The organism is Nonomuraea guangzhouensis (assembly GCF_019396345.1).
Taxonomy (GTDB): Bacteria; Actinomycetota; Actinomycetes; order Streptosporangiales; family Streptosporangiaceae; genus Nonomuraea; species Nonomuraea guangzhouensis.
The window spans coordinates 84,001-108,703 of sequence record NZ_JAHKRM010000001.1; the positions used below are offsets into that span (position 1 = coordinate 84,001).

Sequence of the window (24,703 nt, forward strand, 5' to 3'; positions counted from 1 at the left end):
AGCCGGTCGCGATCCCGGCGATCGGGCCCATCGTCTTCTCGGCCCGGTTCCAAGGACGGGAGGTGACCTTCGATCTGTCGGACCTGCCTTGCCCGCGACTGGTCAGGCACCTGGCACGGGCTTTGGCCGGTATCGCAGGCGACACCGGCAGCCAGCGCTCTCATCGCACCACGGAAGACAGCTTGCGCGCAGTGCGGTCGTTCGTGCAGTTCGTCGCCGCGGTCAACCCTGCCACGGCCGGGGAGTTCGGGCTGGAGGACCTTACGCCTGAGCTGTTGGAGGGCTACGAACACCATTTGTTGGCGCGACACGGGGACAAAAGCTCGACCCCTTACATCATGGTCGTCGCGGTGATCAAGCTCTTGCGCCTTGCAGCTGAAGCGAACGCGGACAAGGTCGGCTTGGAGATGCGGGTCCGGCTGGACTTCACCACCACGACGACAGGGTGGGCCTACAGCCCGTTGGACTCCTATCCGTTCCCGGTCTTCGAAGCCATCGAGGCTGCCGCCTCGTCGGACGTCCGCGCGATCCGTGACCGCATTCTGGAGGGCGAACGCCTGGCCGCGTCCGGTCAGGATCCTGAGGTCGGTGGTTGGCGCCAGCTGGAGAACATTCTCTGGCACGTCGCCCATCGAGGGCCACTCACCAGAGGGGATCTGGACAGGCCGGACTTTCGCAGCATGATCAACCGGCACGGCGGCATTCGCGGGGTGAACAGCAGGCTGTTTTTGATCTCTGCGGACCTGGTGCCGCTTCTGGTGCTGCTGATCTGCCAGACCGGACTGGAGCCCGAGTGCGTCAAGAGTCTGCGAGCGGACTGCCTGATCAACCCCGGCCGCGGGTTCGTGAGCATCGCCTACGTCAAGAACCGCGCTCGCGGGGCCACACACAAGACGATGCGGGTGGCCGACGGCGGCGCCCTGCACTACCCGGGCGGGCTGCTCCGGCTCACCTTGAGGCTCACCCAGCGCGGCCGCGATCTGCTTGGCACCGACAAGCTTTGGACCCATGTTCACTACGACGGCCCAGAGCTCTCGTTCGAGTACCGGCGTTCGCTGAACCTTTTCATGACCGGGTGGATGCGGCGGCATGGGCTGGAGGAACTTACCGACCGTGACGGAGGTCCTGCCCATCTGGACATGCGGCGGCTGCGCAAGACCTACAAGTCGCGCCGCTACCTGCAAACATCTGGCGTCCTTGAGGACTTCGCCGAGGGCCATACCAAGGGGGTCGCCGCCCGCCACTACGCCGACATTGAGGCCCACCGCGAGCTGCACGACGACGCGGTGGAGAGCGGGCTTCGGGAGGCTCTGGCGACGGCGTTGGATCCGCCTGTCGTCCTGGACGACGATGGTGACCGTCTGGACGATGGCGAACCGCTGCCTCCGGACGAGGTTCGCACGGCTCTGTCCGGCGCGAACGACGTCTGGCTGGCCTCCTGCAAAGACTTCTACGCCTCGCCCTACGCGCTCAAGAAGGGGTCAAGCTGCCCGGTGGCCGTCTGGGGCTGCTTGGAGTGCCCCAACGCGGTGTTCACCACCCGGCACCTGCCCAGCATCCTGAGCTTCCTGGCCTTCCTGGAAGAGCAGCGGGAGGAGTACTCGATCCAGGAATGGAAGGCCCGCTACGGGCTGGCCTGGGAACGGATCGTCCACGGGATCCGGCCCAAGTTCAGCGACCAGCAGATCGTCACCGCCCAGGCCATCGCCGAGGCCAACGGCCCGAGCCTGGCCCTGCCCGTTCAGTTCTTGGAGATCATCACGTGAGCACAGCGCCTCAGCTCGGTCCCATCGCTGCCGAGCCGATCCCCGATGACGCCTACGTCTTGCCCGAGGCACTCACTGAAGGCGCGCCAGCCCGCGGCCCCCGCTTTGCCGACGAGGTCTGGGATTTGCGCCCCTTCGTTCCCCGCACACAGCGGCAGACCGCCTGCTATTTCGCTGACCTGGACGACGTCACCCAGCGCACGCTCCGGGAGTTTCTCTATTCCAGGATCCGGCGAGGTCCTGCGGCTGACGGCTCGGGCAGGTCTGTCGGCCGACCTCTCAAGATCACTTCGCTTTCTAGCACGGCGTTCAGGATCAAGTCTGCCCTGAGGACGCTGCGGCAAGTCGGTGCCAACCGGTTGTCAGAGGTCACCGCAGAGCATCTGCAGGATGCCTTGATGATCTGGATGGCCAAGTCACCGAATTTGGCGCAGACCTACGTCAATGAGCTGAAGCACCTGGCCGCCCACGGCCCGTTCCTCAGCCAGGACCGCCTGCTCATCTTGCCCTGGCCGGGCCGCTCCGCCACAGCAGTCGCAGGCATAAGGAGGAGCCGAGAGAACGTCACCGACCGCATCCCCGAGGAGGTCAGCAGCCCATTGATCAAGGCTGCAGTGTTTTACGTTCAGCACGCCGGCAAGGACCTCTTGGCCGCCCGTCACGAGGTCCAGGCCCTCCACGTCGCCCGCGCGGGTTTCCCCCGGCGAGGTCATGGCCGGACTGAAGCCCTGATCCGCTCCTTCATCGCCGAACGCCGGGCCAGCGGCCGGGGCATCCCCGCGTTGAACATCGAGCACGCACACACCTGCCCGGACGCGGCGATCGTCGACAGAGTCGTGCAGCGCCCGAACAACAGCATGATCGGCCTGCTGGTCGGAGCCTTCATGATGGGAAAGCGCTATCGGGACCTTCTCCGCCAGGCGGGCGACGAACTCGGCTACGAACCCGGAGGCCTGGACACCTCCATGTCGATCTGGCCCGACACCGGTCGCCCATGGCGAACCTGGCTGGACCCCTGGACCCTGCGCCTGGAACTCACCTACCTGCGAACCGCCTGCTGGATCGTGATCGCCTTCCTGTCAGGCGCCAGAGACGTCGAAATACGGGAACTCCAGCGCGATTGCGCTTTCGTCGACACCGCGGACGATGGCCGTCCTCGCTACAAACTCCGCGGCCGCGTTTTCAAAGGGCGCAAGCTCACCGGCGATGAAGCCGAGTGGGTTGTCCTCGACGTGGTGCACCAAGCTGTCGACATCCTCCTGGAGCTTAACGACGACCCGACCCATCTGTTCGGGCACCTCAAAGGCGACAACGCTGGATACAGACTGCTGGGCGCCGTCAACCTCAAACTCGCCCGATTCCGCGACCACGTCAACGACCTATTCAGCCCGCCCGGCGACCAGTTCATCCCCAACACGCCCGTCACTCAAGACACCGACGACCTCGCTGACTCCGCCGATGCCCGCCCACCGGACGGACTTGCCTGGACCTTCAACACTCGGCAGTTCCGCCGCACGCTGGCCTGGCACATCGCCCACCAACCCTTCGGGATCGTGGCCGGCGCCCGGCAGTTCCACCACACCAAAACGATCATGTTCGAGGGATACGCCGGCACCTCAGCGTCCGGGTTCGCCGCCGAGGTCGCTGCGGAAGAAGCCGTCGCCAACCTCGACTACCTGGAAGACCTCTATCGCGACTGGAACGACGGCGGCCGTTCCAGCGGCGGAGCGGCCCGTCGCATCGATGCGGAGTTCGACCGCATCCGGCGTGAACTCGGCGACCTGCCCGGTGTCGTGGCCAGCCCGTCCCGGCTGCGCACGATGTTGCAGCACCTCACCAAAATCCTTCACCCGGGCACGCTCAACGACTGCTTCTTCCAGTCCTCCACCGCCGTCTGCGCCAAACGCGCCAAGCCTCTCGGCCGACCACTGCCGATGATCAACATGTGTTCCGCCTGCCCCAACTCCCGGCGGACCGCACTTCACCTGCCCCGTCTCGTCACGGCCCGCGATCAGGCCCGGGACGCCCTCGACGCTCCGGCCGAGCTGCCGCCTCTGCAGCAGATCGCGCTCACCGACTACGTCACCGGGTTCGACCAGCTCATCGCCGAGCTTCACGAGGACGGAGCATCCTGCCTATGACCGGCACCGACAGCGACCGGACCGTTCAGGCCGCGTTCGCGCGCCTGGCCCGCGAACACGCTCTCACCGACCTCGACCGGCAGATCATGAACGGCTTCGAACGGCTCATGCTCGGCCGGCCCGAGATCAGCGACGGCACCGTCACCGTCACCAACATCTGCGTCGAGGCCGGCGTGTCCCGCGCCTCCTACTACCGCTCGCCGGTCGCTGCCGTGATCAAGGAGCTTATGGTGGCCCCGACGGTCGCCCGGCCCGAGGTCGAGGAACTGCGAGCTGAGATCAGCCGGTTGAAGAAGGCCGAGCGCAAGCTGCGTTCGGACAAGGCCACCGAGCTCCGCGAGCTGACCGACACGGTGAACACCTACGCCGACCACATCCAGGTCCTCACGCTGCGCAACGCCGCTCTGGAAGAAGAGAACGGGCTCCTTCGCAAGCGGCTGGAACGCGCCGCCGACAACGTCACCCCGCTGAAGGACCGCTGAGGTCTGCACGTGTCGACGGCGCCGTCCCGGCTGTCCGGTTAATCGGATTTGTTGGCCACTAACTGGTTCAGCACACTGATGACCGTCAGGCCCCCCGTGATGGCGGCGGCCAGGCCGACCACACAGCCGATGGCCGTCGCCGCCGCCGGGCCCGCGTCATGCGCCACGAGCCCGGCGGTGAGCCCGGCGCCCAAGCCGATGATCAACGCCGCCGTCATCGACAACACGACGATCATGAAGGTGCGCGTGGAGAACAGCGCGGCGTTCGCCTCCGCCGGGTTCTCAGGCCGTATTGCGGGAGGTCGTACTCTGAACATGCGGTGTTTCCTCTCAGTCGAACAGGCGATGAGGCACCACACGGAGCGGGTCCCGGCTTCCACCCGGGGACCGCTCCCCCTAATGAACGGGCTCGGTTCGGCGCCTCGCTCTCCATCATTCGGCGCAAACACCGCGATGGCGAGTAGGCTGGGAGCACGCTCTAACCCGCCAGGGATACAGCAGATATCAAGTTGTGAGGGTGAGTCACTGGCGGGTTAAGACGTTCAGATCAAGAGGTCATGATTTTGTTCAAACTAAATTTGTTCCTCCTCTCGCTCCCGGCGAAGGAGCGGGCACGACTCGCCCGCCGTCTCGACCGACTGGTTGTGACCGAGCCGCTCATCGAGGGGGCGGCAGCCAAGCTGAAGGCCCTGGGACGGCATAGGACAGTGCGAGTGCGGTCCCGATTCGTCTACCAGTCCCAGCCCGCTCCAGGAGACGCCTCGGATCGCAGACTGCCGCCGCCGTCGGATCGCCCGCCGGCGACTCGCATGCTCAGCCCGAGGGGCATCGCTCTTCGCTTCTACCTGATCGCCCTCTGCGCCGCCCAGATGCGGACCAAGGCCGGTGGCCGGCCCCGCAACGATCTACCGCTGATCGCCGGAGGCGACGAAACAGGGTGGATCGACCTGATCGCCGTGCCCGTCAAACCGCAGCGGTCAGGCAACTTCAGCGCCAGCCCATCAAGTAAGAAGCACCGGCAGGTGATCTCGGCTCTCCACCATCTCTCCGACCCCGACGTCCAGCTGGTCCGCCTGCCCAAGGCGGGCAAGAAGTCGGGCAAGTTTGAAGGTTTTCAGCTTTGCGACGAAGGGGGCGTCAGGGCCGACGGCGAGGTTCCTGACTATTCCGTGCCCAGGGCGACCGACCTCACCTTTGAACTGCCCCTCGGGCTGTTCACGAACGGCTGGATCCATCTGCTGGAAGACACCGAACTCGCGTTCCTGATGATGGTCGCCCACGCCTCCCAGCGAACCGACCCGGAAGAGCGGGTCAAGATCGAAAGCGGGACTCGGCTCCTCCACTACGGCCTCGGACGGGACGCTTACGAAGCGCACAAGACGCTCGAAGCTTTCGGCCTGCTGGACGTCGATATCGACGAGAGCCGCCACGAGGACGGAAGAGTAATGAACTACGGCAAAGGCGGACAAGCCCGGCTGCACGCGTTCCGCCTCCTGCCCGACGGATTCGACGAGCCCGCAGCGGCCACGATCACGAAGGCCCTCAAAGCCCCCTAAGACGCGACGTTACTCACACTCGAACCCGCCTGGTCTCGGCTGAGACACTCTCGGCCGAGACAGCTTGACAGATCACATAACGCCGTGGCGGCAGCGCCAGTTGCGTTCGATGATGGTCATTCCCTCGGCTTCCAGGTAGTTGACGGCGAGTTGCTCGCCGTGTTTGCCGAGGTCGTTCCTCGTGGCCATGTGGCACCTCCGGGCCCTGACTTTCGCGTATCGGGGGTGGAGGGGGTCGGGCCGAGCGAGGTTCTGTGGATAGGCCGGGGTGGTGGGGGCGGGGTTGTGGATAAGTGCGGAGCGGATCCAGGTGTCCGGCACCGCGCTGAGTGAACGGCGCTGCGCTGGGTGAGGGTCCTTGGGTGCGCCGTGCTGGGGCCGCCGTGCTGGGTCCGCCGTGTTGGGTGCGCCATGCTGGGTGAGCGTCTCTGGGTCCGCCGTGCTGGGTCCGCCCTGCTGAGTGCGCCGGACGGGAGGGCCGGACGGGAGGGCCGGACGGGAGGGCCGGACGGGAGGGCCGGACGGGAGGGCCGGACGGGAGGGAGCCGTGCTACTTGACGCGAGACGCCGCCACGGACGCGAGGTGCTGATCCTGCGAAGCCGTATTGCGCCTGATCAGGGGCGCGGTCCGGGATGGCGGCTGATGACGGCTGGTTAATCGCGCGTGGGCGGCTCGGTGGGCTGGGCTACGAGAAAGGCTCTGGTGGGTGCCCGCGTTTGGCCCCCGACGGATGAACTGTGGGTCGAGGATCGTTGTGGGCGACTCGGCGGGTGGGCCCAGGCCGGGGTCAGGGGTCCTACGCGGGCGGACCGGCGGACGGGCCGGGCAAGGGTCCTATGGGGTGGGGCAGCACAGCGGGCAGCCGCGCCAGCAGGGCAGCGGATGACCAAGCGGGCCAGTGGATGGCCAAGCATGCGGCCAGACAAACCCGTAGATGGCCGTGGGTCCAGGCCCTTCACAGGTGGCGCCTGACCGCAACCACCCGCCCCACCCAACAACCACCACAGCAACCCCAGCCCCTCAAACCAAGGGCCAGCCCCCAACGCCCCTCAACCAGCTACCCCGAGAAGCCCTCCTTCGGCATCTCCAGGTCGGCCTTGGCCAGTTCCTCGACGTTGACGTCCTTGAACGTAACAACCCGCACATTCTTCACAAACCGTGCAGGCCGGTACATATCCCAAACCCAAGCATCCTGCATCTTCACATCGAAGAACACGTCCCCGTTCTCCGCGGTCCGGACGTCGAGATCTACCGAGTTGGTCAGGTAGAAGCGCCGCTCCGTCTCCACGACATACGTAAACAGCCCGACGACATCGCGGTATTCGCGGTAAAGCTGCAGCTCCATCTCGGTTTCGTACTTTTCGAGATCCTCTGCGCTCATCGCGGTCCTCCTGTCGTACCGGTCTTCCGGTTCGCCTGGTCAGGCAACCCCGGCCCCCATTTCATTTTCCCCCATCTCCCTGGCCACCGTGACGAAGGAGTAACGGTGGTGGGAGCAAGGGCCGTTCGTCTCCAGCGCCAGTCTGTGTCCTGGAGTGACGTACCCCTTGTGCTCGGCGAAGCCGTAGCCCGGGAACTCCGCGTCCAGCGCGACCATCATGCGGTCCCTGGTCACCTTCGCCACGATCGAGGCCGCGGCCACGCACGCGGCCACCTGGTCCCCCTTCCACACCGCCAGCGAGGGCGCGGGCAGGCCCGGGACGGGGAAGCCGTCCGTGAGGATGTACCCCGGGTCACAGGACAACCGTGCGACGGCTCGCCGCATTCCGGCCACGTTGCTCTTGTGCAGCCCTCGCGCGTCGATCTCGGCCGGGGGGATGACGACCACCCCGACGTGCGCCGAGTCCATGATCAGGTCATAGAGCCGTTCTCGTACGGCCGGCACCAGCAGTTTCGAGTCGTTCAGCCCCTCGATCGGCCTGCGCAGGATGGCCGCGGCGACCACCAGCGGACCGGCGCAGGCCCCCCGGCCCGCTTCGTCGACCCCGGCGATCGGGGTCAGGCCCCGGCGGGCCAGGGCCCGCTCGTAGGCATAGAGCCCGGAATCACGCCGGACAACGCTGGGCCGAGGACGGAACGCAACTGTCATGACAAGAGGCAGCGTACGCCCCAATCGCCGCAAACCGCGACCGGAAGGCGGCTCTACTTGACCTTGTCGAAAGTGTCAGGACGCATGAAGATCAGCCCGCGCGACAGCGGCCAGTAGCGCATGACCGCCTTTCCGATCACCGCGTCCTCGGAGATGAACCCGCCCCCGGGCTCCTCGACGTGGCTGCGCGAGTCGGCCGAGGCGCTGCGGTGGTCGCCCATCAGCCACAACTTGCCGGACGGCACGGTGTACTTGAACGTGTCGCCCGACGGGAAGTCGTCGGGATAGAGGTAGGACTCCTCGTCCAGCGGCGTGCCGTTGACCGTCACCCGCTTCTTGGCGTCGCAGCAGGCCACCTTGTCGCCACCGATGCCGATGACCCGCTTGATGGTGTCCTCGCCGTTCCAGCCCTTGAACACGATGATGTCGCCGCGCTCGGGCTTGCCCGAGAGCTTGTTGACGAACACCCGGTCGTTGATCAACAGGGTGTTCTCCATCGACTCCGACGGGATGTAGAACGAGCCGATGACGAACGTGTGCAGCACCAGCGCGATGCCGACGCCGAGGATCAGCAGGAGGATCGTTTCGCGGAAGCCGCCCTTTTTCTTCTTCTCCACCGGCGCCGCCTTCTTCGTGAAGGACATCAGTGCCTCCGGCTGCGGCGGCGCCGACGGATCAGCACCAGGGGGAAGGCTCCCGCGAACCCGGCGACCAGCGGGACGGAGTCGCCCAGCGCCTGCAGCGCCGGCTGCCCGAACGTGTCGGGGATGGACAGCGTGGTCGCCCTGTTGAACGGCCACACGATGACGAACGCCCGCCCGACCACCTGGCCCACGGGGATCGAGCCGCCACCCGGATCGCCCGTGTGCGAGCGCGAGTCGAGCGACACCGAGCGGTGGTCGCCCATCACCCACAGCCGCCCCTTGGGCACCGTGATGTCGAAGAACTTGTCGGAGGGCACGTTGCCCGGATAGAGGTAGCCGCCCTCGTCGATCGCCACGCCGTTGACCGTGATGCGCTGCTTGGAGTCGCAGCACTTGACGTGGTCGCCACCGACGCCGATGACCCGCTTGATGTAGTCCTTCTCGCCGGGCACCACGCCGAACGCGGTGCCGACCCAGCGCAGGGCCGCCGCGACCGGGTTGGACGGCTCCTCCATCTCGAACTCGCCGTCCCACGAGTCGACGCCCGAGAACACCACCACGTCGCCGCGCTCGATGTCGCGCGTGTGGTAGACGATCTTGTTGACCAGGACCCGGTCGTTCTTCAGGAGAGTGTTCTCCATCGATTCCGACGGGATGTAGAAGGCCTGGATCACGAACGTCTTGATGATCAGGGCCAGCACCAGCGCCACGACGACCAGGACGGGAAGTTCTTTCCAGAACGACCCCTTTTTGTCCTTCTTGCCGCCCTTTGCTGGCTTCTCAGTCTCTTCGGCGACCACGTCCACCTCGTCCTTGACAGGGCGGCGCGGCGCGCCGTGCTCCTGGCTCTCGCTAGTCATCGCTGACGAGCCTAGATGATGCATCGGCTCGACAAGTCTCGACCGACGTTACACCCGCGCCCGAGTCGCTCCACATAAAAGAAATGCCCCCGCAAAGCCGAATGGCCCGCGCAGGACGCGGGCCATTCGGAAAGGTCTGTGTCACTTGGCGGGTACGGCCTCGCGCTTCTCGCGGATGCGGGCGGCCTTGCCGCGCAGATCGCGCATGTAGTAGAGCTTGGCGCGACGCACGTCACCGCGGGTCACGAGCACGATCTTCTCGATGATCGGGCTGTGCACGGGGAAGGTCCGCTCGACGCCGACGCTGTAGCTGACCTTGCGGACCGTGAAGGTCTCGCGGGCGCCGCTGCCCTGCCTGCGCAGCACGAAGCCCTTGAAGACCTGGACGCGGGAGCGGTTTCCTTCGACGACGCGGACGTGAACCTCGAGCGTGTCACCGGGGCGGAAGTCCGGCACGTCTCCGCGCAGGGTCGCCTTCTCGAGCTCCTGGATCTTCGTGTGCATGAGAGCTGTCCTCAAGTCCTCGCGAGCACGCGGAGGTCCACCCGGCCTGAGCTCGCGGCGGACGCGCCTGCTGATTCGATGAACCCGGGACTGTCCCCCGGGCATGGCAGACCAACCACATGATGGTCGGTAGCGCTTCAGTTTGCCATATCTTCCGGCTGGAAGCGAAACGAGAGCTCCTCCAGCAGCCGCCGGTCGTGCTTGTCGAGCGTCTCGGGATCGAGCGCCGAGGCCAGCTCGGGCCGGTTGGCGACGGTACGGCGGAGCGCCTCGTCACGCCGCCACCGCGCGACCTTCCCGTGATGCCCGGACAGGAGCACGGGCGGCACCTCGTGCCCCCGCCAGACCGGCGGCTTGGTGAAGACGGGCCCTTCGACGAGGTTGCGCATGGCCCCCGGCGCGAAGGAGTCGTCGACGGCCGAATGGGCGTTGCCCAGCACACCGGGCAGCAGCCGGCCGATGGCCTCCACCATCACCAGCGTCGCGACCTCGCCGCCGCCCAGCACGTAGTCGCCGATGCTGATCTCGTCGACGCGCAGGCGCGTGCCGTATTCGGTCATGACGCGCGAGTCGATGCCCTCGTAGCGCCCGCACGCGAACAGCAACCAGGGCTCGGCCGCGAGCTCCTGGGCGAGCTCCTGGGTGAACGGCCGTCCGCTCGGCGTCGGGACGATCAGGCGCGGCGAGCCGCCCTCGGTCACCGCGTCGATGGCCTCGCCCCACACCTCGGGCTTCATGACCATGCCGGGGCCGCCGCCGTAGGGGGTGTCGTCGACGGTCTTGTGCACGTCGTGGGCCCAGTCGCGGAGCTGGTGCACCCGTACGTCGAGGGTGCCGCGCTCGCGGGCCTTGCCGATGAGGGAGACGTCGAGCGGCGCGAAGTATTCAGGGAAGATCGAGACGATGTCGAGCCGCATCACAGCAGCCCTTCGGGCGGGTCGACGACGAGCCGGCCGCCTTCGAGGTCGACCTCGGGCACCAGCGCCCTGACGAACGGGATGAGCGCGTCGTCCTGGCCGCTGCGCCGTACGACCAGAAGGTCCTGGCCGTGGTGGAGCACGTCGGTGACCTCGCCGACGGCCTCGTCCGAGGCGGTCACGACCGTGAGCCCGATGAGCTGGTGGTCGTGGAACTCGTCGGGGTCGTCAGAAGGCGTCACCTCGGCGGAGTCGATGACCAGCATCGTGCCGCGGAGGTCTTCGGCGGCGTCGCGTGCCTTGATCCCGGCGAAGGTGATGAGCAGCGCGCCTTTGTGCCAGCGGCGGCTCTCGATGACGAGCGGCCCCCTGTCGGCGGGATCGGTGGCGATGGTGGCGCCGACGGCGAAGCGCAGCTCGGGATCGTCGGTGCGCACCTCCACGGTCACGTCGCCGCGTACGCCGTGCGGGCGGCCTATCCGGCCGACGACCAACTGCACTTGTACCTACCTTTTCTAACGCAAGCGCCCCCATCGGCGAGAACCGATGAGGGCGCGGGAACCTGACGCTAACGGACGGCTTCGTCCAGGTCGAGCAGATCGACCCGGACGTACTTCCCGTCGGCCAGGGCATTCACGACAGTGCGCAGCGCCTTGGCGGTGCGCCCGCCGCGACCGATGACCTTGCCCAGGTCCTCGGGGTGCACCCGGACCTCCAGGACGCGCCCGCTGCGAATGCGGCGTGCGCGGACCCGGACATCGTCTGGATGTTCGACGATGCCCTTAACGAGGTGCTCGAGAGCCTCCTCGAGCATCTTCAGGCCTCGCCCTCGGTCTTGGTCTCGGCGGGAGCGGCCTCGGTCGCCTCGTCCTTCTTGCGAGCCTTACGCGGCGTGGTGGCGGCGGTGCCGGTGTCGCCACCGGACAGCGCCTCCTTGGCCGCGGCCTCGTAGATGGCGTGACGGTCGGGCGCCGGCTCGGCGACCTTCAGCGGCGCAGGGGCGGCCTCGCCCTTGAACTTCTGCCAGTCACCGGTCAGCTTGAGCAGCTTGAGCACCGGCTCGGTCGGCTGCGCGCCGACGCCGAGCCAGTAGGCCGCGCGCTCGGCGTTGACCTGGATAACCGAAGGGTCTTCCTTCGGGCGGTACACGCCGATCTCTTCGATCGCCCGGCCGTCACGCTTGGTGCGGCTGTCGGCGATGACGATGCGGTACTGAGCGTTGCGGATCATACCGAGACGCTTGAGCTTGATCTTGACTGCCACGGGTGTGGTCTCTCCTGCATTCGAGCGTGGGTGAACGGCATCTCATCGAGTGGGGCACGATGGGAGTCCGCTCCAGGGACAGGCATGACCGGCGGGAGGTGAGAGGGCACCCACCTGGCCACGGTGTTCCAACATGTCATTGTGCCAGACGCGCGGCACTGCACACGACCCGCACGCGCGGGTCGCCGCATTCGTAAACCCGAAATATCCGGAAAGTTGCTACTTATCGCCCGGGAGATTGAACTTGCTGGGGTCGAAGCCCGGCGGGAGTTCCATACCCGGAGGCAGCTTCCCGCCCAGGTTGCCGAGCAGACCGCCCTTGGGTGCCTGCGGCTCGGCGGGCGCCGAGTCCGGCTTGCCCAGAGCGGCCTTACGCGGGTCGCCGCTCACGCGCCGCCCCTTCTTGGTCTTCTTCTGAGCCTTGACCGCCTTGCCCCGGCCGCCCGGCATGCCGGGGATGCCCATGCCCCCCGCCATCCGCTTCATCATCTTCTGGGCGTCGAAGAACCGCGTCACCAGGTTGTTGACGGCGCTGACCGTCACACCGGAGCCGGCGGCGATGCGGGCCCGGCGGGAACCGTTGATGATCTTCGGGTCCTGGCGCTCACCCGGCGTCATCGAGCGGATGATGGCCGCGATGCGGTCGAGGTCGCGGTCGTCGATGGAGTTGAGCTGATCGCGCATCTGCCCCATGCCGGGCATCATGCCGAGCAGGTTCTTGATCGGCCCCATCTTCTGGACCATCATCATCTGCTCGAGGAAGTCCTCGAGCGTGAAGTTCTCGCCCGAGGTGAGCTTGCCCGCCATCTTGGCGGCCTGCTCCTCGTCGAACGTCTTCTGGGCCTGCTCGATCAGGGTGAGGATGTCACCCATGTCGAGGATGCGGGACGCCATCCGGTCGGGGTGGAAGGCGTCGAAGTCCTCGAGCTTCTCACCGGTCGACGCGAACATGATCGGCCGGCCGGTGATGTGCCTGACCGACAGCGCGGCGCCGCCGCGGGCGTCGCCGTCGAGCTTGGTCAGCACCACCCCGTCGAAGCCGACGCCCTCCATGAACGCCTGGGCCGTGGTCACGGCGTCCTGGCCGATCATGGCGTCGACCACGAACAGGACCTCGTCGGGCGAGACCGCGTCGCGGATGTCGGCGGCCTGCCGCATCATCTCCTGGTCGATGCCCAGGCGGCCGGCGGTGTCGATGATGACGATGTCGTGCTGGGCGCGCTTGGCCTCCTCGATGGAGCGGCGGGCGACCGCGACCGGGTCGCCGACGCCACTGCCGGGCTCGGGCGCGTAGACGACCACCCCCGCGCGCTCACCCACGACCTGGAGCTGCTGCACGGCGTTGGGGCGCTGAAGGTCGGCGGCCACGAGCATGGGCGCGTGGCCCTGCTCACGCAGCCACTTGGCGAGCTTGCCCGCCAGCGTCGTCTTACCGGCGCCCTGCAGGCCCGCGAGCATGACGACGGTCGGCGGCGTCTTGGCGTAGCGGAGCCGTCGCGTCTCGCCGCCGAGGATCTCGATCAGCTCGTCGTTGACGATCTTGACGACCTGCTGCGCCGGGTTGAGCGCCTGGGAGACCTCGATGCCGCGGGCGCGCTCCTTGACCTGGGCGACGAACGCCTTGACCACCGGCAGTGCGACATCGGCCTCAAGCAGCGCGATGCGGATCTCGCGGGTGGTGGCGTCGATGTCGGCGTCGGACAGCCGACCCTTGGAGCGGAGGGAGGAGAAGACCGATGTCAGCCGGTCGGAAAGCGTCTCGAACACGTGGTAGGCCAGTCCTCGAAGCGAATGTTGGTCTAATGGTTCAGCCTATCCGCTCCGGCAGCCCTTCCAGCCTGGCTCGGCCATCCGGTCTGTCAGCATGCCCCAGACGGCGACATCCCGGACGGCGGCCTGCCAGGCGGCAGGCGAGGTCAGCTACCGCTCCAGCCCGGCACCGCCATCCGGACCGTCAGCGCGTGCTCGACCAGGTTGATGAGCGCGCTCTTCACCGAGTCCTTCGACCGGGCGTCCAGCCGGACCAGCGGGATGTGCGGCGCTAACGTGAGAGCGTCGCGCACCTCCGCGTCACTGTGCGGGTACGAGCCGTCCCACCCGTTCACACCCACCACGAACGGCAGTTGCGCCTCTTCGAAGTAGTCGATCGCGGGGAAGCTGTCGGCCAGCCGGCGCGTGTCCACCAGCACCACGGCGCCGATCGCACCGCGCACCAGGTCATCCCACATGAACCAGAACCGGTGCTGTCCGGGCGTACCGAACAGATAGAGGATCAGGTCACGGTCGAGCGAGACCCGGCCGAAGTCCATCGCCACGGTCGTGGTGGACTTCAGCGGCGTCATACCGAGGTCGTCGATGCCCGCCGAGGCGTCCGTCATGACGGCCTCGGTGGTCAGCGGCATGATCTCCGACACCGCGCCGACGAACGTCGTCTTGCCCACCCCGAAGCCACCGGCCACCACGATCTTCGTCGAGGTGAGGCCGGGGCTAGAGCCTGCGAAGTCCACTGAGCACCCTTTCGAGCAGGTTTACGTCTGGTCGTCCGGACTCCAGCGCTGGCTGGTGTACGCGTACCAGACCTTCGGCCGCCATGTCGGCGATCAGCACGCGCACCACACCGAGCGGGATCCGCAACAGGGCCGACACCTCGGCCACCGACCGGACCTGCCGGCAGAGCTGGCTGATCGCCTGATACTCCGGCGTGATGTGGGAGAACTCCCGGTGCTCGGCCGTCGCGGACGAGACCAGGGCCTCCATCGCCAGCTTGACCCGGGGCGCGGTCCGTCCTCCCGTCACAGCGTAAGGACGGACCGGCGACGCGGGATCTGAACTCAGCTGCGGCTGGGGATGGGGTTGGGGCTCCCAGCCACCGCTGTTCCACCTTGGGTCCGTCACCTACATCACCTGGTCTGGCTGGCGCGCAGCTCTGCGCGCACCGCCGGAGTAAGTACCTGACCGGCACGATCGACCATGAGCGTCATTTGGTACGCGACCAGCCCCATATCGCAGTCGGGAGCCGCCAGCACCGCCAGGCAGGAGCCGTCGCTGATCGACATGATCAGCATCAGCCCGCGTTGCATCTCGACGATGGTCTGATTGACCGCACCACCCTCGAAGACCCTGGCCGCTCCCTGCGTCAGGCTGACCAGCCCGGACGCGATCGCGGCCAGTTGATCAGCCCGGTCTACGGGGAAGCCCGAGGAGGCCGCGAGCGGCAGACCATCGGACGAAACAACGACCGCGTGAGCGACGCCTGGAACGGTACTGACGAAGTCGGTGATCAGCCAGTCGACTCCGCGTGCCGCGTGGCTCAGATCGTTCATGCGCCCTCCTCCCTGCTATCAACGGGCCTCGAGCCGGCGGGGTACGCCCTGCCCTCGCTGATGTCGTCACGTGCCGCGCGGAAGCCCTGCTGGAAGCTGGACAGGCGGCTACGGACGCGGTCAGGCGAGACAGAGGGCATCGGGGTGACGCCCTTCGGCGCGGAGGCGGTGTCGGCGGAACCCGGAACGAGGTTCGCCTTGGGCACCCGCTTGGGCAGCCCGGAGGCGGTCGCGCCGTCACGTACCGGCTCGACCACGGCCTCCGCGGCGCTCCAGCCGGCGTCGGCCTTGGAGGAACCCCAGCTCGCGCCGCCTTCACCATGCTCGAACCAGGCCGACTCCACCGAGGCGAAGATCGGCAGGTACTCGTCACCCGAGGACGCCGGCTTCACCGCCGGGATGGGACCGGTGGCCGCCGACTCCGTCTCCGGGAAGTCGTACCTCGGCCTGGGCGGCGGGCTCGACTCCACCGGCCTGTCGCCGAAGCTCCAGTTCTGCGGCGGCTGGAACGGCGGCTGGTCGGTCGGCCGCTTCGGCAGCAGACCGTTGTCGCCGGACCAGTTGCCACCGCCGCCACCGCCCTGGCCTCGCGACGGCACCCAGACGTCGGCGGTGTCGTAGCCGCCGCTGCTGGCACGCGGGTCGGCGGGCCAGCCGTTGACGTCGGACGGCCACTGAGGCATGGACGGCCAGGCGCCCGCGGACTCCGGAGGGTTGGACGGGTACGACGGATGTCCCGGGCCCATCTGGTAGCCGCCACCCTGCCACTGCGGAGGAGTGACGGGAGGGGCGGGAGCAGCCGGTGCGGGGGCCGCGTAGGTCTCCTCGCGCACGGGCATGCCGCCCTGCGTGCCGGCGTAGGCCGGGGACTGGCTGCCGAGCAGGCTCTCGGGCACCAGCACCATGGCGGTCAGGCCGCCGGAGCCGTGCGGGCGCAGTTGCACCCGGATGCCGTGCCGGTGCGCCAGCCTGGCGACCACGAACAGGCCCATGCGGCGCGACACCGAGACGTCCACGATGGGCGCGTCGATCAGGCGGTCGTTGGCCTGGCCCAGCTCCTCTACGGTCATGCCGATGCCGGAGTCGGTGATCGACAGCATGACGCCGCCGCCGTCGATCCGGCTGCCGGAGACCGTCACGCGGGTCTCGCGCGGCGAGAACGACAGCGCGTTCTCCACCAGCTCGGCGAGCAGGTGGATGACGTCGTTGACGGCCTGACCGGCGACGGACACGCCGTCGGGCACCTGCAGGACGACCCGCTCGTAGTTCTCGACCTCCGACAGGGAGGCGCGGGCCACGTCGACGAGCTTGACCGGCTGGCTCCAGCGCCGCGGCGGGTCCTGACCGGCCAGAACCAGGAGGTTCTCGCTGTTACGCCGCATACGGGTGGCCAGGTGGTCGAGCTTGAACAGGTTCGCCAACCGGCTCTCGTCCTGCTCGCCCTGCTCCAGCCCGTCGATGAGGGTGATCTGCCGCTCGACCAGGGTCTGGCTTCGGCGGGACAGGTTGACGAACATCGCGTTGACGTTGCTACGGAGTCTGGACTCCTCACCGGCCAGCCGTACGGCTTCGCGGTGTACCTCGTCGAACGCCCGCGCGACTTCCCCGATCTCGTCCTCGGACATGACGCCGATCGGCTCGACCTCCGGTGGGCCGGTCGCCTCGGACTCGCGCAGCTGCTGGACCGTCTCCGGCAGGCGGCGGCCGGCGATGAACAGCGCCTCCCTGCGCAGCCGGCGCAGCGGGCCGCTGAGCGAGCGCGCCATGAGCGAGGTGACCACGAGGACCAGGATGAGCAGGATGGCGATCGCGATCGCGATGATCATCGCGCCTTGCTGCTCCTGGCCCTGCAGGGTCCGGCTGCGCAGCAGGATCGAGTCGGAGACCTGCTGCTCGACCTTGCGCATGCCGTCGATCGTCTTGCTGACGGCGTCGAACCAGTCCGCGCCGTTGCGCTGGAGACCGAGGGCCGGGTCGACCAGGAGCGCACCCGAGTCCTGCAGGAACAGGGCGCGGGCCTGGATCAGCTCGGCCTTGTCGACGGCCTGGCCGCTGACGATGTCGTCGTACGCCTGGCGGATGTTCAGCGGCACCTGGGCCCGGAACGTCGCCAGCTCGCTGTTGCGCTGGGCGCGGGCGGCGATGAAGGCGTCGAGGTCCTCCTTGCCGAACCGCTTGGCGGCCAGAGCGGCCACGAGGAGCGCGCGCTGCTTGGAGACGAACTGCTTGGCCCTGGACAGAGCGGCGAAGCCGGAGACGCTGTCGGCGAGCTCCTTGTCGGCGGCACCCTGGTCGATGTTGTCATTGAGCGCGACGAAGTCGGAGATGCTCCGGTCGTACAGGTCGATGACGGAGCTGACGTTCAGCTGCGATTCCACCGACGCCCTACGCGACTGGTCGATCTCGTCAAGACGGTTCTTGACGCGGACGGCCTGAGCGCGCTGCGGGCTGTCGGACGTGGCGAGCTTGTCGACACCGGCGCGCACCTCGTCACGAAGCTTGTTGACGGTGCCGTACTGCTCGCTGACCTTGGCCTTGCCGGCCGCCGTGCGGCCGAGGGCGACATAGCTGGCGGTGAGGTCGCGTTCGAGCTCGACCTCATGAGCGAGCGCGGTGAGCTGGCTCGCCAGGATGGCGACGTCGTTGACTCTCTCGTACTCGGTGGCGCTGCTGATCGAGGTGGCTACGCGGAAGCCGCCCAGGACCAGGGCCGCCAAGGTGGGAATGACGACCAGGACGAGCAGCTTCGAACGCACACGCCAGTTGCGCAGCGCGAAGCCACCCGTCTTCTTCGCACGCCCGGCCCGTGCTTTGGGCTTTGACTTGGCGTGAAGTGCCGCAGGAGCGGGCGCTTCAGCAGTTAAGCCGGGATCCCCACCTGCTGGGGGGAATGCGTTCCTCACTGGCCTCCGCAACCTCTCCTCTGATGGTCTGGTGCAAGAGGATCACGTCATGCATTGTGTTTGCCGCTGTGACGCCGACGCACCCATGGGGCGAGAGCTTATTTGAGCACAACAACAGGAGATCGGCCAATACCGCAAAGGTCGCAGTCAACCTATCTCTTCGCAAAACGTACCAAACCGGACATTTCCCACATGTTCCTGGTGGACGCCCGGGTCTCACTCCGTCGATTCGGACAATCATCTCAAACCTACATGGTGATCATCATTTCCACATATATATTGTTAATTTCCAGAATCGGGGGACCATGCGCAAGAGTTAGCTGCGCTAGGGTGCGACCGTCGTCGATCACCCCCCGTTCGAAGGAGACGCGACATGAGGTTCGGTGCACTAGGGCGCACCGCCCTGATTGGACTTGTGGCCACCCTTGTCATTACGGGGTGTTCCAGCTCAGATAGCAAGACCGGAGGCACCACCAATGCCAATGGTCTTGAGAAGACAGAACTCCTGATCGGGCAGTTCCCCGGGGCGGACTCGGCCCCGTTGTTCATCGCGATCGAGCGTGGCTTCTTCAAGGAGCAGGGCCTCAACGTCAAGACAGAGGCCATCCAGGCACCCCAGGCCGTGCTGCCCAAGCTCGGCAACGGCAGCATGGACGTGGTGCTGGGCAGCTACGCCACCATCCTGTCCATCCAGAGCTCCGGCCTGGAGAAGTTCAAGTACATCGCGGACTCCTACCAGGGAGCCCCCGGTGCCTTCGGCATCATGGTGGCGAAGAACTCGCCCATCAAGAGCGTCGGCGACCTCAAGGGCAAGAAGATCGGCGTCAACGCCAAGGTCGGTCTGGGCGTTCTCACCATGAACCCCCACCTGAAGATCGCTGGGCTCGACCCGAAGACCGATGTCACGTACGTCGAGGTGCCGACCACTGACTGGCTCACGGCACTGGACAAGCACAGCGTGGACGCGGTCTGGATGACCGACCCGTACGTCAGCCAGGCCAAGAGCCAGCTCGGCGCGTCCATGCTGCTCGACACGATGTCCGGTCCCACGGAGGGTCTGCCGATCACCGGCTGGGCCGCGACGGAGAAGTGGGTGGGCAAGAACCCCAAGACCATGGGCGCCTTCCAGCGGGCCATGGCCAAGGCGCAGAACATCGCCGCCACCGACCGCAGTGCCGTGACGAAGATCCTTCCGACCTACACGAAGATCCCGCCGAACGTCGCTGCCACGCTCAACCTCGGCAACTACCCGACCTCGCTCAACGCCCAGCGCATTCAGCGAGTCGCGGACCTGATGGTCGAGTACGGCTTCATCCCGAACAAGATCGACGTCGCCTCGATGATCGTTACCTCGCAGGGATGACCGCTGCCACAACACTGACGCGCGGCGGGCGTTCCCCGCTCGCCCGCGCCAGGGTCGGAAAACTCGTCCGCCACGCCATCGGCGTGGCGGTTTTTCTGCTTGTCTGGGAGCTCGCCAGCAGGACCGGGCTGTTCAAGTGGCTGCCGCCGGCCTCGGCCTGCCTGGCCAGGGTGGTGAGCCTGGCGTTCGATCCGGAGTATCTCGCGGACCTGTCCTCCACGCTGCTCGCCGCCGTGATCGGTCTGCCGCTCGCCATCCTGATCGCCGTCCCGGTGGGCCTGCTGCTCGGCACCGTCCCCGTCGTCGAGGAGATGACCCGCGCGATCGTCGAGTTCCTGCGGCCGATCCCCTCGGTGGCGCTGATCCCGCTGGCGCTGTTCATCTTCCAGCCCGAGATCAACGCCAAGGTCGCGCTCATCGTCTACGCCGCGTCCTGGCCGATCCTCATCAACACCCTCTACGGCGTGCGTGACGTCGACCCCCTGGCCGCAGAGACACTGCGCTCGTTCAGCTTCGGCTCGGCGGCAGTTGTCTGGCGGGTGTCGCTGCCGAGCGCCGCCCCGTTCATCTTCACCGGCATCCGGCTGGCCGCCTCGATCACACTCATCCTCGCCATCAGCGTGGAGTACGTCATCGGCGGCTCCGGCGGGATCGGCGCCTTCCTCATCGAGGCGGGCACCGGCCTGGGCGACCAGGCGATGATCGACGTGATCGCGGTGCTGCTGTGGTCGGGCGTCATCGGGCTGATCGTCAACACCCTGCTGCTGCGTGCCGAGCGGCGGCTCTTCAAGTGGCGGAACGCATGATCAAGACCCTGGTCAAACGCCTCTGGCTGGTGCCGGTGGTCCTCGTCGCGTGGGAGCTGATCACCAAGTCGGTGGCGAGCCCGTACTTTCCCCAGCCCACGGTCATCGTGGCGCGGATGTACGAGATGTGGTTCTCCGGACCGCTCATTCTCACCGACGAGGCGGTGAACAACTTCGTCCCCAGCATCATCAGGCTGATCGGCTCGTGGAGCCTGGCTGTAGCCGTCGGGGTAGCACTCGGTGTCGCGATCGGCAGGGCCGCCTGGCTGGCCGACTACATCGACCCGCTGGTGGAGTTCGGCCGGGCGGTGCCGCCACCTGTGATGTTCTCCGTATTCCTGGTGCTCTTCAGCATGGGCACGCAGCTCCAGGTGGCCACCATCGTCTTCGGCATCATCTGGCCGATCCTGCTGAATTCAATCGATGGCGCGCGTAACGTGGATCGTCTCCAGATCGAGACCGCGAGCGTCTTCGGCGTCCCGGCGAGACTGCGCCTGTTCAGGATCATCCTGCCCGCCGCCTCACCGAAGATCTTCGCGGGGCTGCGGCTGAGCGTCTCGCTGGCGCTGATCCTCATGATCGTGTCCGAGCTCAAAGGCAGCACCGACGGTATCGGCTACCTGCTGTCCGACGCGAGCGCCCACTCCGACATGCCGGCCCTCTGGGGAGGAGTGGTCGTGCTCGGTGTGCTCGGTTACGTACTCAACGCCCTGTTCCTCATGGTCGAACGCCCGATGCTCACATGGCACCGTGGCGCTCGCCGTACCGCGTAGGAGGCGGATGTGACTGACCTGTTGCTGAAGAACGTGCGAGTTGTTACCCACGACCGGGACGAACCGGTCGTCGCGGACATCGCCGTGACCGGCGGGCGCATCGAGCAGGTCGGGCCCGGCCTGTCCGCCGAGGGTGTGGCGGAGGTGCTCGACGGCGACGGGAAGCTGGCCTTCCCCGGCGTCGTGGACGCCCACCAGCACTGGGGCATCTACAACCCGCTGCCCGCCGATGCCGCCTCGGAGAGCATGGCCAGCGCCCAGGGTGGCGTCACCACGGCACTCACCTACATGCGGACCGGCCAGTACTACCTCAACAAGGGCGGTCCCTACGCGGAGTTCTTCCCCCAGGTGCGCGAGCAGGCGGAGGGGCAGGCGTATATCGACTACGGCTTCCACCTCGCGCCCATGTCGAGCACGCACATCGGCGAGCTGCCCGACCTGATCGAGAAGTTCGGGGTCTCCTCGTTCAAGATCTTCATGTTCTACGGCGGCCACGGGCTGCACGGCCGCTCGGCCGACCAGAGCAAGTTCCTGATGCTGCCCGAGGGCGAGCGCTACGACTACGGGCACTTCGAGTTCGTGATGCGCGGCGTGCAGGAGGCCAGGGAACGCTTCCCCGAGCTGGCCGACGAGATCTCGCTGTCGCTGCACTGCGAGACCGCCGAGATCATGACCGCCTACACCAAGCTGGTGGAGGAGGCCGGTGACCTGAGCGGGCTCGCCGCCTACAGCGCCTCCCGGCCGCCGCACTCCGAGGGGCTGGCGGTCTTCATCGCCTCCTACCTCGCCCACGAGACCGGCCTGGCCAACATCAACCTGCTGCACCTGTCGTCCCGCAAGGCGCTCGACGCGGCCGTGCGGATGGCCAAGACCTTCCCGCACATCGACTTCCGCCGCGAGGTCACGATCGGACATCTTCTCGCCGACATCGAGACGGCCAACGGGATCGGTGCGAAGGTGAACCCGCCCATCCGGCCGCGCGAGGACGTCGAGGCGCTGTGGGAGTACGTGCTCGACGGCACCGTCGACTGGGTCGTCAGCGACCATGCCTGCTGCCGGGAGGAGCTCAAGTTCGGCACTCCGGCCGACGACGTCTTCGTGGCCAAGGCCGGATTCGGCGGCGCCGAATACCTGCTGCCCGGCCTGATCACCGAGGGCCGCCGCCGCGGCCTGCCCTACGGGCGCATCGCCGCCCTCACCGCGTGGAACCCCGCCCGCAGGTACGGCCTGCGGACCAAGGGCACGATCGCGCCCGGTTTCGACGCCGACATCTGCCTGGTCGACCCCGGGAGCACGTGGACCGTGCGCGCCTCCGAGTCGGAGTCGACGCAGGAGTACACCCCCTTCGAGGGCTTCGAACTGACCGCGAAGGTCACCGATACGTTCGTCAGAGGCAATCACGTCCTCGACGCGGGCAAGATCGTGGGCCGTCCGGTGGGCCAGTACATCTCCAGACCGCTGGGCTGACCTTCTCCCCCAAGGAAACCTCTTGCTTGAGATAGACAACCTCACGCACGTCTACGGCGACGGGCCGACACGCCACCACGCCATCGACGGACTGAACCTGAGCGTCGCCGAAGGCGAGCTGCTGTGCATCGTCGGGCCCTCCGGGTGCGGTAAATCGACCCTGCTGCGCTCCATCGCCGGCCTGATCAAGCCAACGGGCGGACAGATCCGGGTCGAGGGCGAGCTGGTCCGCCAGACGCCCGCCAATCTGGCCGTCGTCTTCCAGGACTACAGCCGCTCGCTGTTCCCGTGGATGTCGGTGGCCGACAACGTCGCGCTGCCGCTGCGCCGCAAGGACATGACCAAGGAGCAGCGCCGCGAGGCCGCGCACGAGGCCCTGGAGTCGGTGGGGCTGGCCGCCGCCGGGCGCAAGTACCCCTTCCAGTTGTCAGGCGGCATGCAGCAGCGCGTGGCGATCGCCCGGGCGCTGGCCTACCGGCCGGCGCTGATGCTCATGGACGAGCCGTTCGGCTCGGTCGACGCGCAGACGCGTGAGGACCTCGAGGACCTCGTGCTGAAGGTACGCGGGCATCACCAGATGACCATCGTGCTCATCACGCACGACATCGACGAGAGCGTGTACGTCGGCGACCGGGTCGTCGTGCTGTCCAAGGCGCCCGCACACGTCGTGGGCGACCTGAAGGTGGCGCTCCCCAGCCCCCGCGACCAGATCACCACCCGCGAGCACCCGGACTTCGTCCATCTCCGCGCCGAGGTGGGACGCCTGGTGCGCGGCGTGGCGTCCGTCTGAGCGCGCCTTCGCCAACCGCTTCCCGCACGGCGGTCGAAGCCGGAATCACCAGTGCCGCCGGGCGTCTCGCCCGGCGGCACTGGTGCAGAGGAAGTCAGGCCGGCGCGGAGTGGCGGGTCAGGGCGTGTTCGACCAGAGTGATCAGGGTGCCCTTCACCGAGTCCCGGACTCGGGCGTCGAGGCGGACGATCGGGATGTGCGGGTTGAGCGACAACGCCTCCCGGATCTCCTCCTCCTGGTGCTGGAAGCTCCCGTCCCAGCCGTTGATGCCGATGACGAAGGGCAGTTTGGCCTCTTCGAAGTAGTCGATGGCCGGGAAGCTGTCGGCCAGCCGGCGCGTGTCCACCAGCACCACCGCGCCGATCGCGCCGCGCACCAGGTCATCCCACATGAACCAGAACCGGTGCTGTCCGGGCGTACCGAACAGATAGAGGATCAGGTCACGGTCGAGCGAGACCCGGCCGAAGTCCATCGCCACGGTCGTGGTCGTCTTGTTGGGCGTGAGAGACACGTCGTCGACACCCGCCGACGCGTCCGTCATCACCGCTTCCGTGGTGAGCGGCAGGATCTCGGACACCGCCCCCACGAACGTCGTCTTGCCGACGCCGAACCCGCCCGCGACGACGATCTTCGTCGACGTGAGGCCGGGGCTAGAGCCTGCGAAGTCCACTGAGCACCCTTTCGAGCAAGTTGAGGTCCGGCTTTCCCGCGTCCAGCGCAGGCTGGTGCACGCGGATCAGGCCCTCCGACGCCATGTCGGCGATCAGCACCCGGACCACCCCAAGAGGCTGCCGTAAAAGGGCGGAGATCTCGGCAACCGACCTGACGTTCCGGGTGAGCTGAATGATCGCCTGATACTCCGGACTTAGAAGTGAAATGTCTTGATATTCCGAGGTCACGGAGGACACGAGCGCCTCCATGGCGAACTTCATCCGCGGGGCCGTACGGCCCCCTGTCACGGCATACGGCCGGACAAGGGAACTCGGCTTCTGCGGACGGGGAGCCGACGGATGCGGCGGAGTGCTATCACCAGCCCAACCCTGACCTGACATCAT

Annotated in this window: 27 protein-coding genes; 9 read left to right on the forward strand and 18 right to left on the reverse strand. The window is 67.1% G+C overall.

The window, feature by feature from the left end; all coding sequences use genetic code 11:
- Positions 1 to 62 precede the first annotated feature (62 nt).
- From KME78_RS00355 to KME78_RS00365, 3 genes are read left to right on the forward strand one after another with little or no spacing between them, the layout of a single operon-like run.
- Entirely contained in the window at positions 63 to 1,766 is a 1,704-nt protein-coding gene (locus KME78_RS00355) for a hypothetical protein (RefSeq protein WP_219526660.1), read from the forward strand.
- The gene (locus tag KME78_RS00360; RefSeq protein WP_219526661.1) at positions 1,763 to 3,907 is read left to right on the forward strand and encodes a hypothetical protein; all 2,145 of its coding nucleotides are present in this window, start codon (positions 1,763 to 1,765) and stop codon (positions 3,905 to 3,907) included. Before KME78_RS00355 ends, KME78_RS00360 begins: the two co-directional genes overlap by 4 nt.
- The gene (locus KME78_RS00365) at positions 3,904 to 4,389 is read left to right on the forward strand and encodes a hypothetical protein (RefSeq protein WP_219526662.1); all 486 of its coding nucleotides are present in this window, start codon (positions 3,904 to 3,906) and stop codon (positions 4,387 to 4,389) included. Before KME78_RS00360 ends, KME78_RS00365 begins: the two co-directional genes overlap by 4 nt.
- 38 nt (positions 4,390 to 4,427) lie before the next feature.
- Here the strand turns inward: KME78_RS00365 and KME78_RS00370 are convergent, their stop codons facing one another.
- Positions 4,428 to 4,706 (reverse strand): hypothetical protein, encoded by a 279-nt coding sequence (locus KME78_RS00370; RefSeq protein WP_219526663.1) that lies wholly within the window; start codon positions 4,704 to 4,706, stop codon positions 4,428 to 4,430.
- 492 nt (positions 4,707 to 5,198) lie between these two features.
- Between KME78_RS00370 and KME78_RS00375 the strand changes: the two genes are divergently transcribed.
- Positions 5,199 to 5,945 (forward strand): hypothetical protein, encoded by a 747-nt coding sequence (locus KME78_RS00375; protein ID WP_219526664.1) that lies wholly within the window; start codon positions 5,199 to 5,201, stop codon positions 5,943 to 5,945.
- A gap of 72 nt (positions 5,946 to 6,017) precedes the next feature.
- Here the strand turns inward: KME78_RS00375 and KME78_RS00380 are convergent, their stop codons facing one another.
- From KME78_RS00380 to KME78_RS00450, 15 genes are all read right to left on the reverse strand, one after another.
- Entirely contained in the window at positions 6,018 to 6,134 is a 117-nt protein-coding gene (locus tag KME78_RS00380; RefSeq protein WP_219526665.1) for a YraN family protein, read from the reverse strand.
- Between the two features lie 869 nt (positions 6,135 to 7,003).
- Complete coding sequence (locus KME78_RS00385) at positions 7,004 to 7,327, reverse strand: DUF2469 domain-containing protein (RefSeq protein ID WP_026215037.1); 324 nt, start codon at positions 7,325 to 7,327, stop codon at positions 7,004 to 7,006.
- A gap of 39 nt (positions 7,328 to 7,366) precedes the next feature.
- The gene (locus tag KME78_RS00390; RefSeq protein ID WP_219526666.1) at positions 7,367 to 8,035 is read right to left on the reverse strand and encodes a ribonuclease HII; all 669 of its coding nucleotides are present in this window, start codon (positions 8,033 to 8,035) and stop codon (positions 7,367 to 7,369) included.
- A 53-nt stretch (positions 8,036 to 8,088) separates the two neighbouring features.
- Positions 8,089 to 8,679 (reverse strand): signal peptidase I, encoded by a 591-nt coding sequence (gene lepB, locus KME78_RS00395; RefSeq protein ID WP_219526667.1) that lies wholly within the window; start codon positions 8,677 to 8,679, stop codon positions 8,089 to 8,091.
- Positions 8,679 to 9,539: a signal peptidase I gene (gene lepB, locus KME78_RS00400; protein ID WP_219526668.1), complete on the reverse strand. Its 861-nt coding sequence runs from the start codon at positions 9,537 to 9,539 to the stop codon at positions 8,679 to 8,681. Before lepB (KME78_RS00400) ends, lepB (KME78_RS00395) begins: the two co-directional genes overlap by 1 nt.
- A gap of 141 nt (positions 9,540 to 9,680) precedes the next feature.
- A complete protein-coding gene (gene rplS / locus KME78_RS00405; RefSeq protein ID WP_214641562.1) occupies positions 9,681 to 10,043 on the reverse strand; it encodes a 50S ribosomal protein L19 in 363 nt (120 codons plus the stop codon).
- Positions 10,044 to 10,180: 137 nt separating this feature from the next.
- Entirely contained in the window at positions 10,181 to 10,960 is a 780-nt protein-coding gene (gene trmD, locus KME78_RS00410; protein ID WP_219526669.1) for a tRNA (guanosine(37)-N1)-methyltransferase TrmD, read from the reverse strand.
- On the reverse strand, positions 10,960 to 11,460 hold the full coding sequence (rimM, locus tag KME78_RS00415; RefSeq protein ID WP_219526670.1) for a ribosome maturation factor RimM: 501 nt from the start codon (positions 11,458 to 11,460) through the stop codon (positions 10,960 to 10,962). The genes trmD and rimM overlap by 1 nt, the downstream gene beginning before the upstream one ends.
- A 68-nt stretch (positions 11,461 to 11,528) precedes the next feature.
- The gene (locus KME78_RS00420; protein ID WP_020546537.1) at positions 11,529 to 11,774 is read right to left on the reverse strand and encodes an RNA-binding protein; all 246 of its coding nucleotides are present in this window, start codon (positions 11,772 to 11,774) and stop codon (positions 11,529 to 11,531) included.
- A 2-nt stretch (positions 11,775 to 11,776) separates the two neighbouring features.
- Positions 11,777 to 12,223, reverse strand: a complete 447-nt coding sequence (rpsP, locus tag KME78_RS00425; RefSeq protein WP_219526671.1) for a 30S ribosomal protein S16 — start codon at positions 12,221 to 12,223, stop codon at positions 11,777 to 11,779.
- A gap of 219 nt (positions 12,224 to 12,442) precedes the next feature.
- Positions 12,443 to 13,990, reverse strand: a complete 1,548-nt coding sequence (gene ffh, locus KME78_RS00430) for a signal recognition particle protein (protein ID WP_219526672.1) — start codon at positions 13,988 to 13,990, stop codon at positions 12,443 to 12,445.
- Positions 13,991 to 14,139: 149 nt separating this feature from the next.
- Positions 14,140 to 14,730, reverse strand: coding sequence for a GTP-binding protein (locus KME78_RS00435; RefSeq protein WP_214641567.1), 591 nt, complete (start codon positions 14,728 to 14,730; stop codon positions 14,140 to 14,142).
- Positions 14,711 to 15,058, reverse strand: a complete 348-nt coding sequence (locus KME78_RS00440) for a DUF742 domain-containing protein (RefSeq protein WP_214641717.1) — start codon at positions 15,056 to 15,058, stop codon at positions 14,711 to 14,713. The genes KME78_RS00435 and KME78_RS00440 overlap by 20 nt, the downstream gene beginning before the upstream one ends.
- A 65-nt stretch (positions 15,059 to 15,123) precedes the next feature.
- Complete coding sequence (locus KME78_RS00445) at positions 15,124 to 15,546, reverse strand: roadblock/LC7 domain-containing protein (RefSeq protein WP_214641568.1); 423 nt, start codon at positions 15,544 to 15,546, stop codon at positions 15,124 to 15,126.
- On the reverse strand, positions 15,543 to 18,302 hold the full coding sequence (locus KME78_RS00450; RefSeq protein ID WP_219526673.1) for a sensor histidine kinase: 2,760 nt from the start codon (positions 18,300 to 18,302) through the stop codon (positions 15,543 to 15,545). Before KME78_RS00450 ends, KME78_RS00445 begins: the two co-directional genes overlap by 4 nt.
- 520 nt (positions 18,303 to 18,822) lie before the next feature.
- Here KME78_RS00450 and KME78_RS00455 point away from each other — a divergent pair.
- The 5 genes from KME78_RS00455 to KME78_RS00475 are packed head-to-tail and all read left to right on the forward strand — an operon-like array spanning position 18,823 to position 23,648.
- A complete protein-coding gene (locus KME78_RS00455) occupies positions 18,823 to 19,812 on the forward strand; it encodes an ABC transporter substrate-binding protein (RefSeq protein ID WP_281428573.1) in 990 nt (329 codons plus the stop codon).
- Positions 19,809 to 20,618, forward strand: coding sequence for an ABC transporter permease (locus KME78_RS00460; RefSeq protein WP_219526675.1), 810 nt, complete (start codon positions 19,809 to 19,811; stop codon positions 20,616 to 20,618). The genes KME78_RS00455 and KME78_RS00460 overlap by 4 nt, the downstream gene beginning before the upstream one ends.
- A complete protein-coding gene (locus tag KME78_RS00465; protein ID WP_246650110.1) occupies positions 20,615 to 21,391 on the forward strand; it encodes an ABC transporter permease in 777 nt (258 codons plus the stop codon). The genes KME78_RS00460 and KME78_RS00465 overlap by 4 nt, the downstream gene beginning before the upstream one ends.
- Positions 21,392 to 21,400: 9 nt before the next feature.
- Positions 21,401 to 22,858 carry a dihydroorotase gene (locus tag KME78_RS00470; RefSeq protein WP_219526676.1) on the forward strand — a complete coding sequence of 486 codons (1,458 nt, stop codon included), beginning with the start codon at positions 21,401 to 21,403 and terminating at the stop codon, positions 22,856 to 22,858.
- A gap of 22 nt (positions 22,859 to 22,880) precedes the next feature.
- Complete coding sequence (locus tag KME78_RS00475) at positions 22,881 to 23,648, forward strand: ABC transporter ATP-binding protein (protein ID WP_219526677.1); 768 nt, start codon at positions 22,881 to 22,883, stop codon at positions 23,646 to 23,648.
- A gap of 94 nt (positions 23,649 to 23,742) precedes the next feature.
- Here KME78_RS00475 and KME78_RS00480 read toward each other — a convergent pair whose 3' ends face one another.
- Both KME78_RS00480 and KME78_RS00485 read right to left on the reverse strand, forming a co-directional pair.
- On the reverse strand, positions 23,743 to 24,318 hold the full coding sequence (locus KME78_RS00480; protein WP_219526678.1) for a GTP-binding protein: 576 nt from the start codon (positions 24,316 to 24,318) through the stop codon (positions 23,743 to 23,745).
- Positions 24,299 to 24,700, reverse strand: a complete 402-nt coding sequence (locus KME78_RS00485) for a DUF742 domain-containing protein (RefSeq protein ID WP_219527172.1) — start codon at positions 24,698 to 24,700, stop codon at positions 24,299 to 24,301. The genes KME78_RS00480 and KME78_RS00485 overlap by 20 nt, the downstream gene beginning before the upstream one ends.
- Positions 24,701 to 24,703: the final 3 nt, after the last annotated feature.

Excerpts from the sequence above, each read along its gene's own strand:
- KME78_RS00485 (WP_219527172.1), bottom strand. The coding sequence starts at position 24,700 with ATGTCAGGTCAGGGTTGGGCTGGTGATAGCACTCCGCCGCATCCGTCG.
- KME78_RS00375 (WP_219526664.1), top strand. The coding sequence starts at position 5,199 with ATGCTCAGCCCGAGGGGCATCGCTCTTCGCTTCTACCTGATCGCCCTC.
- KME78_RS00365 (WP_219526662.1), top strand. The coding sequence starts at position 3,904 with ATGACCGGCACCGACAGCGACCGGACCGTTCAGGCCGCGTTCGCGCGC.
- rplS (WP_214641562.1), bottom strand. The coding sequence starts at position 10,043 with ATGCACACGAAGATCCAGGAGCTCGAGAAGGCGACCCTGCGCGGAGAC.
- KME78_RS00385 (WP_026215037.1), bottom strand. The coding sequence starts at position 7,327 with ATGAGCGCAGAGGATCTCGAAAAGTACGAAACCGAGATGGAGCTGCAG.
- KME78_RS00460 (WP_219526675.1), top strand. The coding sequence starts at position 19,809 with ATGACCGCTGCCACAACACTGACGCGCGGCGGGCGTTCCCCGCTCGCC.
- KME78_RS00390 (WP_219526666.1), bottom strand. The coding sequence starts at position 8,035 with ATGACAGTTGCGTTCCGTCCTCGGCCCAGCGTTGTCCGGCGTGATTCC.
- trmD (WP_219526669.1), bottom strand. The coding sequence starts at position 10,960 with ATGCGGCTCGACATCGTCTCGATCTTCCCTGAATACTTCGCGCCGCTC.
- KME78_RS00455 (WP_281428573.1), top strand. The coding sequence starts at position 18,823 with ATGAGGTTCGGTGCACTAGGGCGCACCGCCCTGATTGGACTTGTGGCC.
- lepB (WP_219526668.1), bottom strand. The coding sequence starts at position 9,539 with ATGACTAGCGAGAGCCAGGAGCACGGCGCGCCGCGCCGCCCTGTCAAG.
- KME78_RS00445 (WP_214641568.1), bottom strand. The coding sequence starts at position 15,546 with ATGAACGATCTGAGCCACGCGGCACGCGGAGTCGACTGGCTGATCACC.
- KME78_RS00420 (WP_020546537.1), bottom strand. The coding sequence starts at position 11,774 with ATGCTCGAGGAGGCTCTCGAGCACCTCGTTAAGGGCATCGTCGAACAT.
- KME78_RS00465 (WP_246650110.1), top strand. The coding sequence starts at position 20,615 with ATGATCAAGACCCTGGTCAAACGCCTCTGGCTGGTGCCGGTGGTCCTC.
- KME78_RS00380 (WP_219526665.1), bottom strand. The coding sequence starts at position 6,134 with ATGGCCACGAGGAACGACCTCGGCAAACACGGCGAGCAACTCGCCGTC.
- lepB (WP_219526667.1), bottom strand. The coding sequence starts at position 8,679 with ATGTCCTTCACGAAGAAGGCGGCGCCGGTGGAGAAGAAGAAAAAGGGC.
- KME78_RS00370 (WP_219526663.1), bottom strand. The coding sequence starts at position 4,706 with ATGTTCAGAGTACGACCTCCCGCAATACGGCCTGAGAACCCGGCGGAG.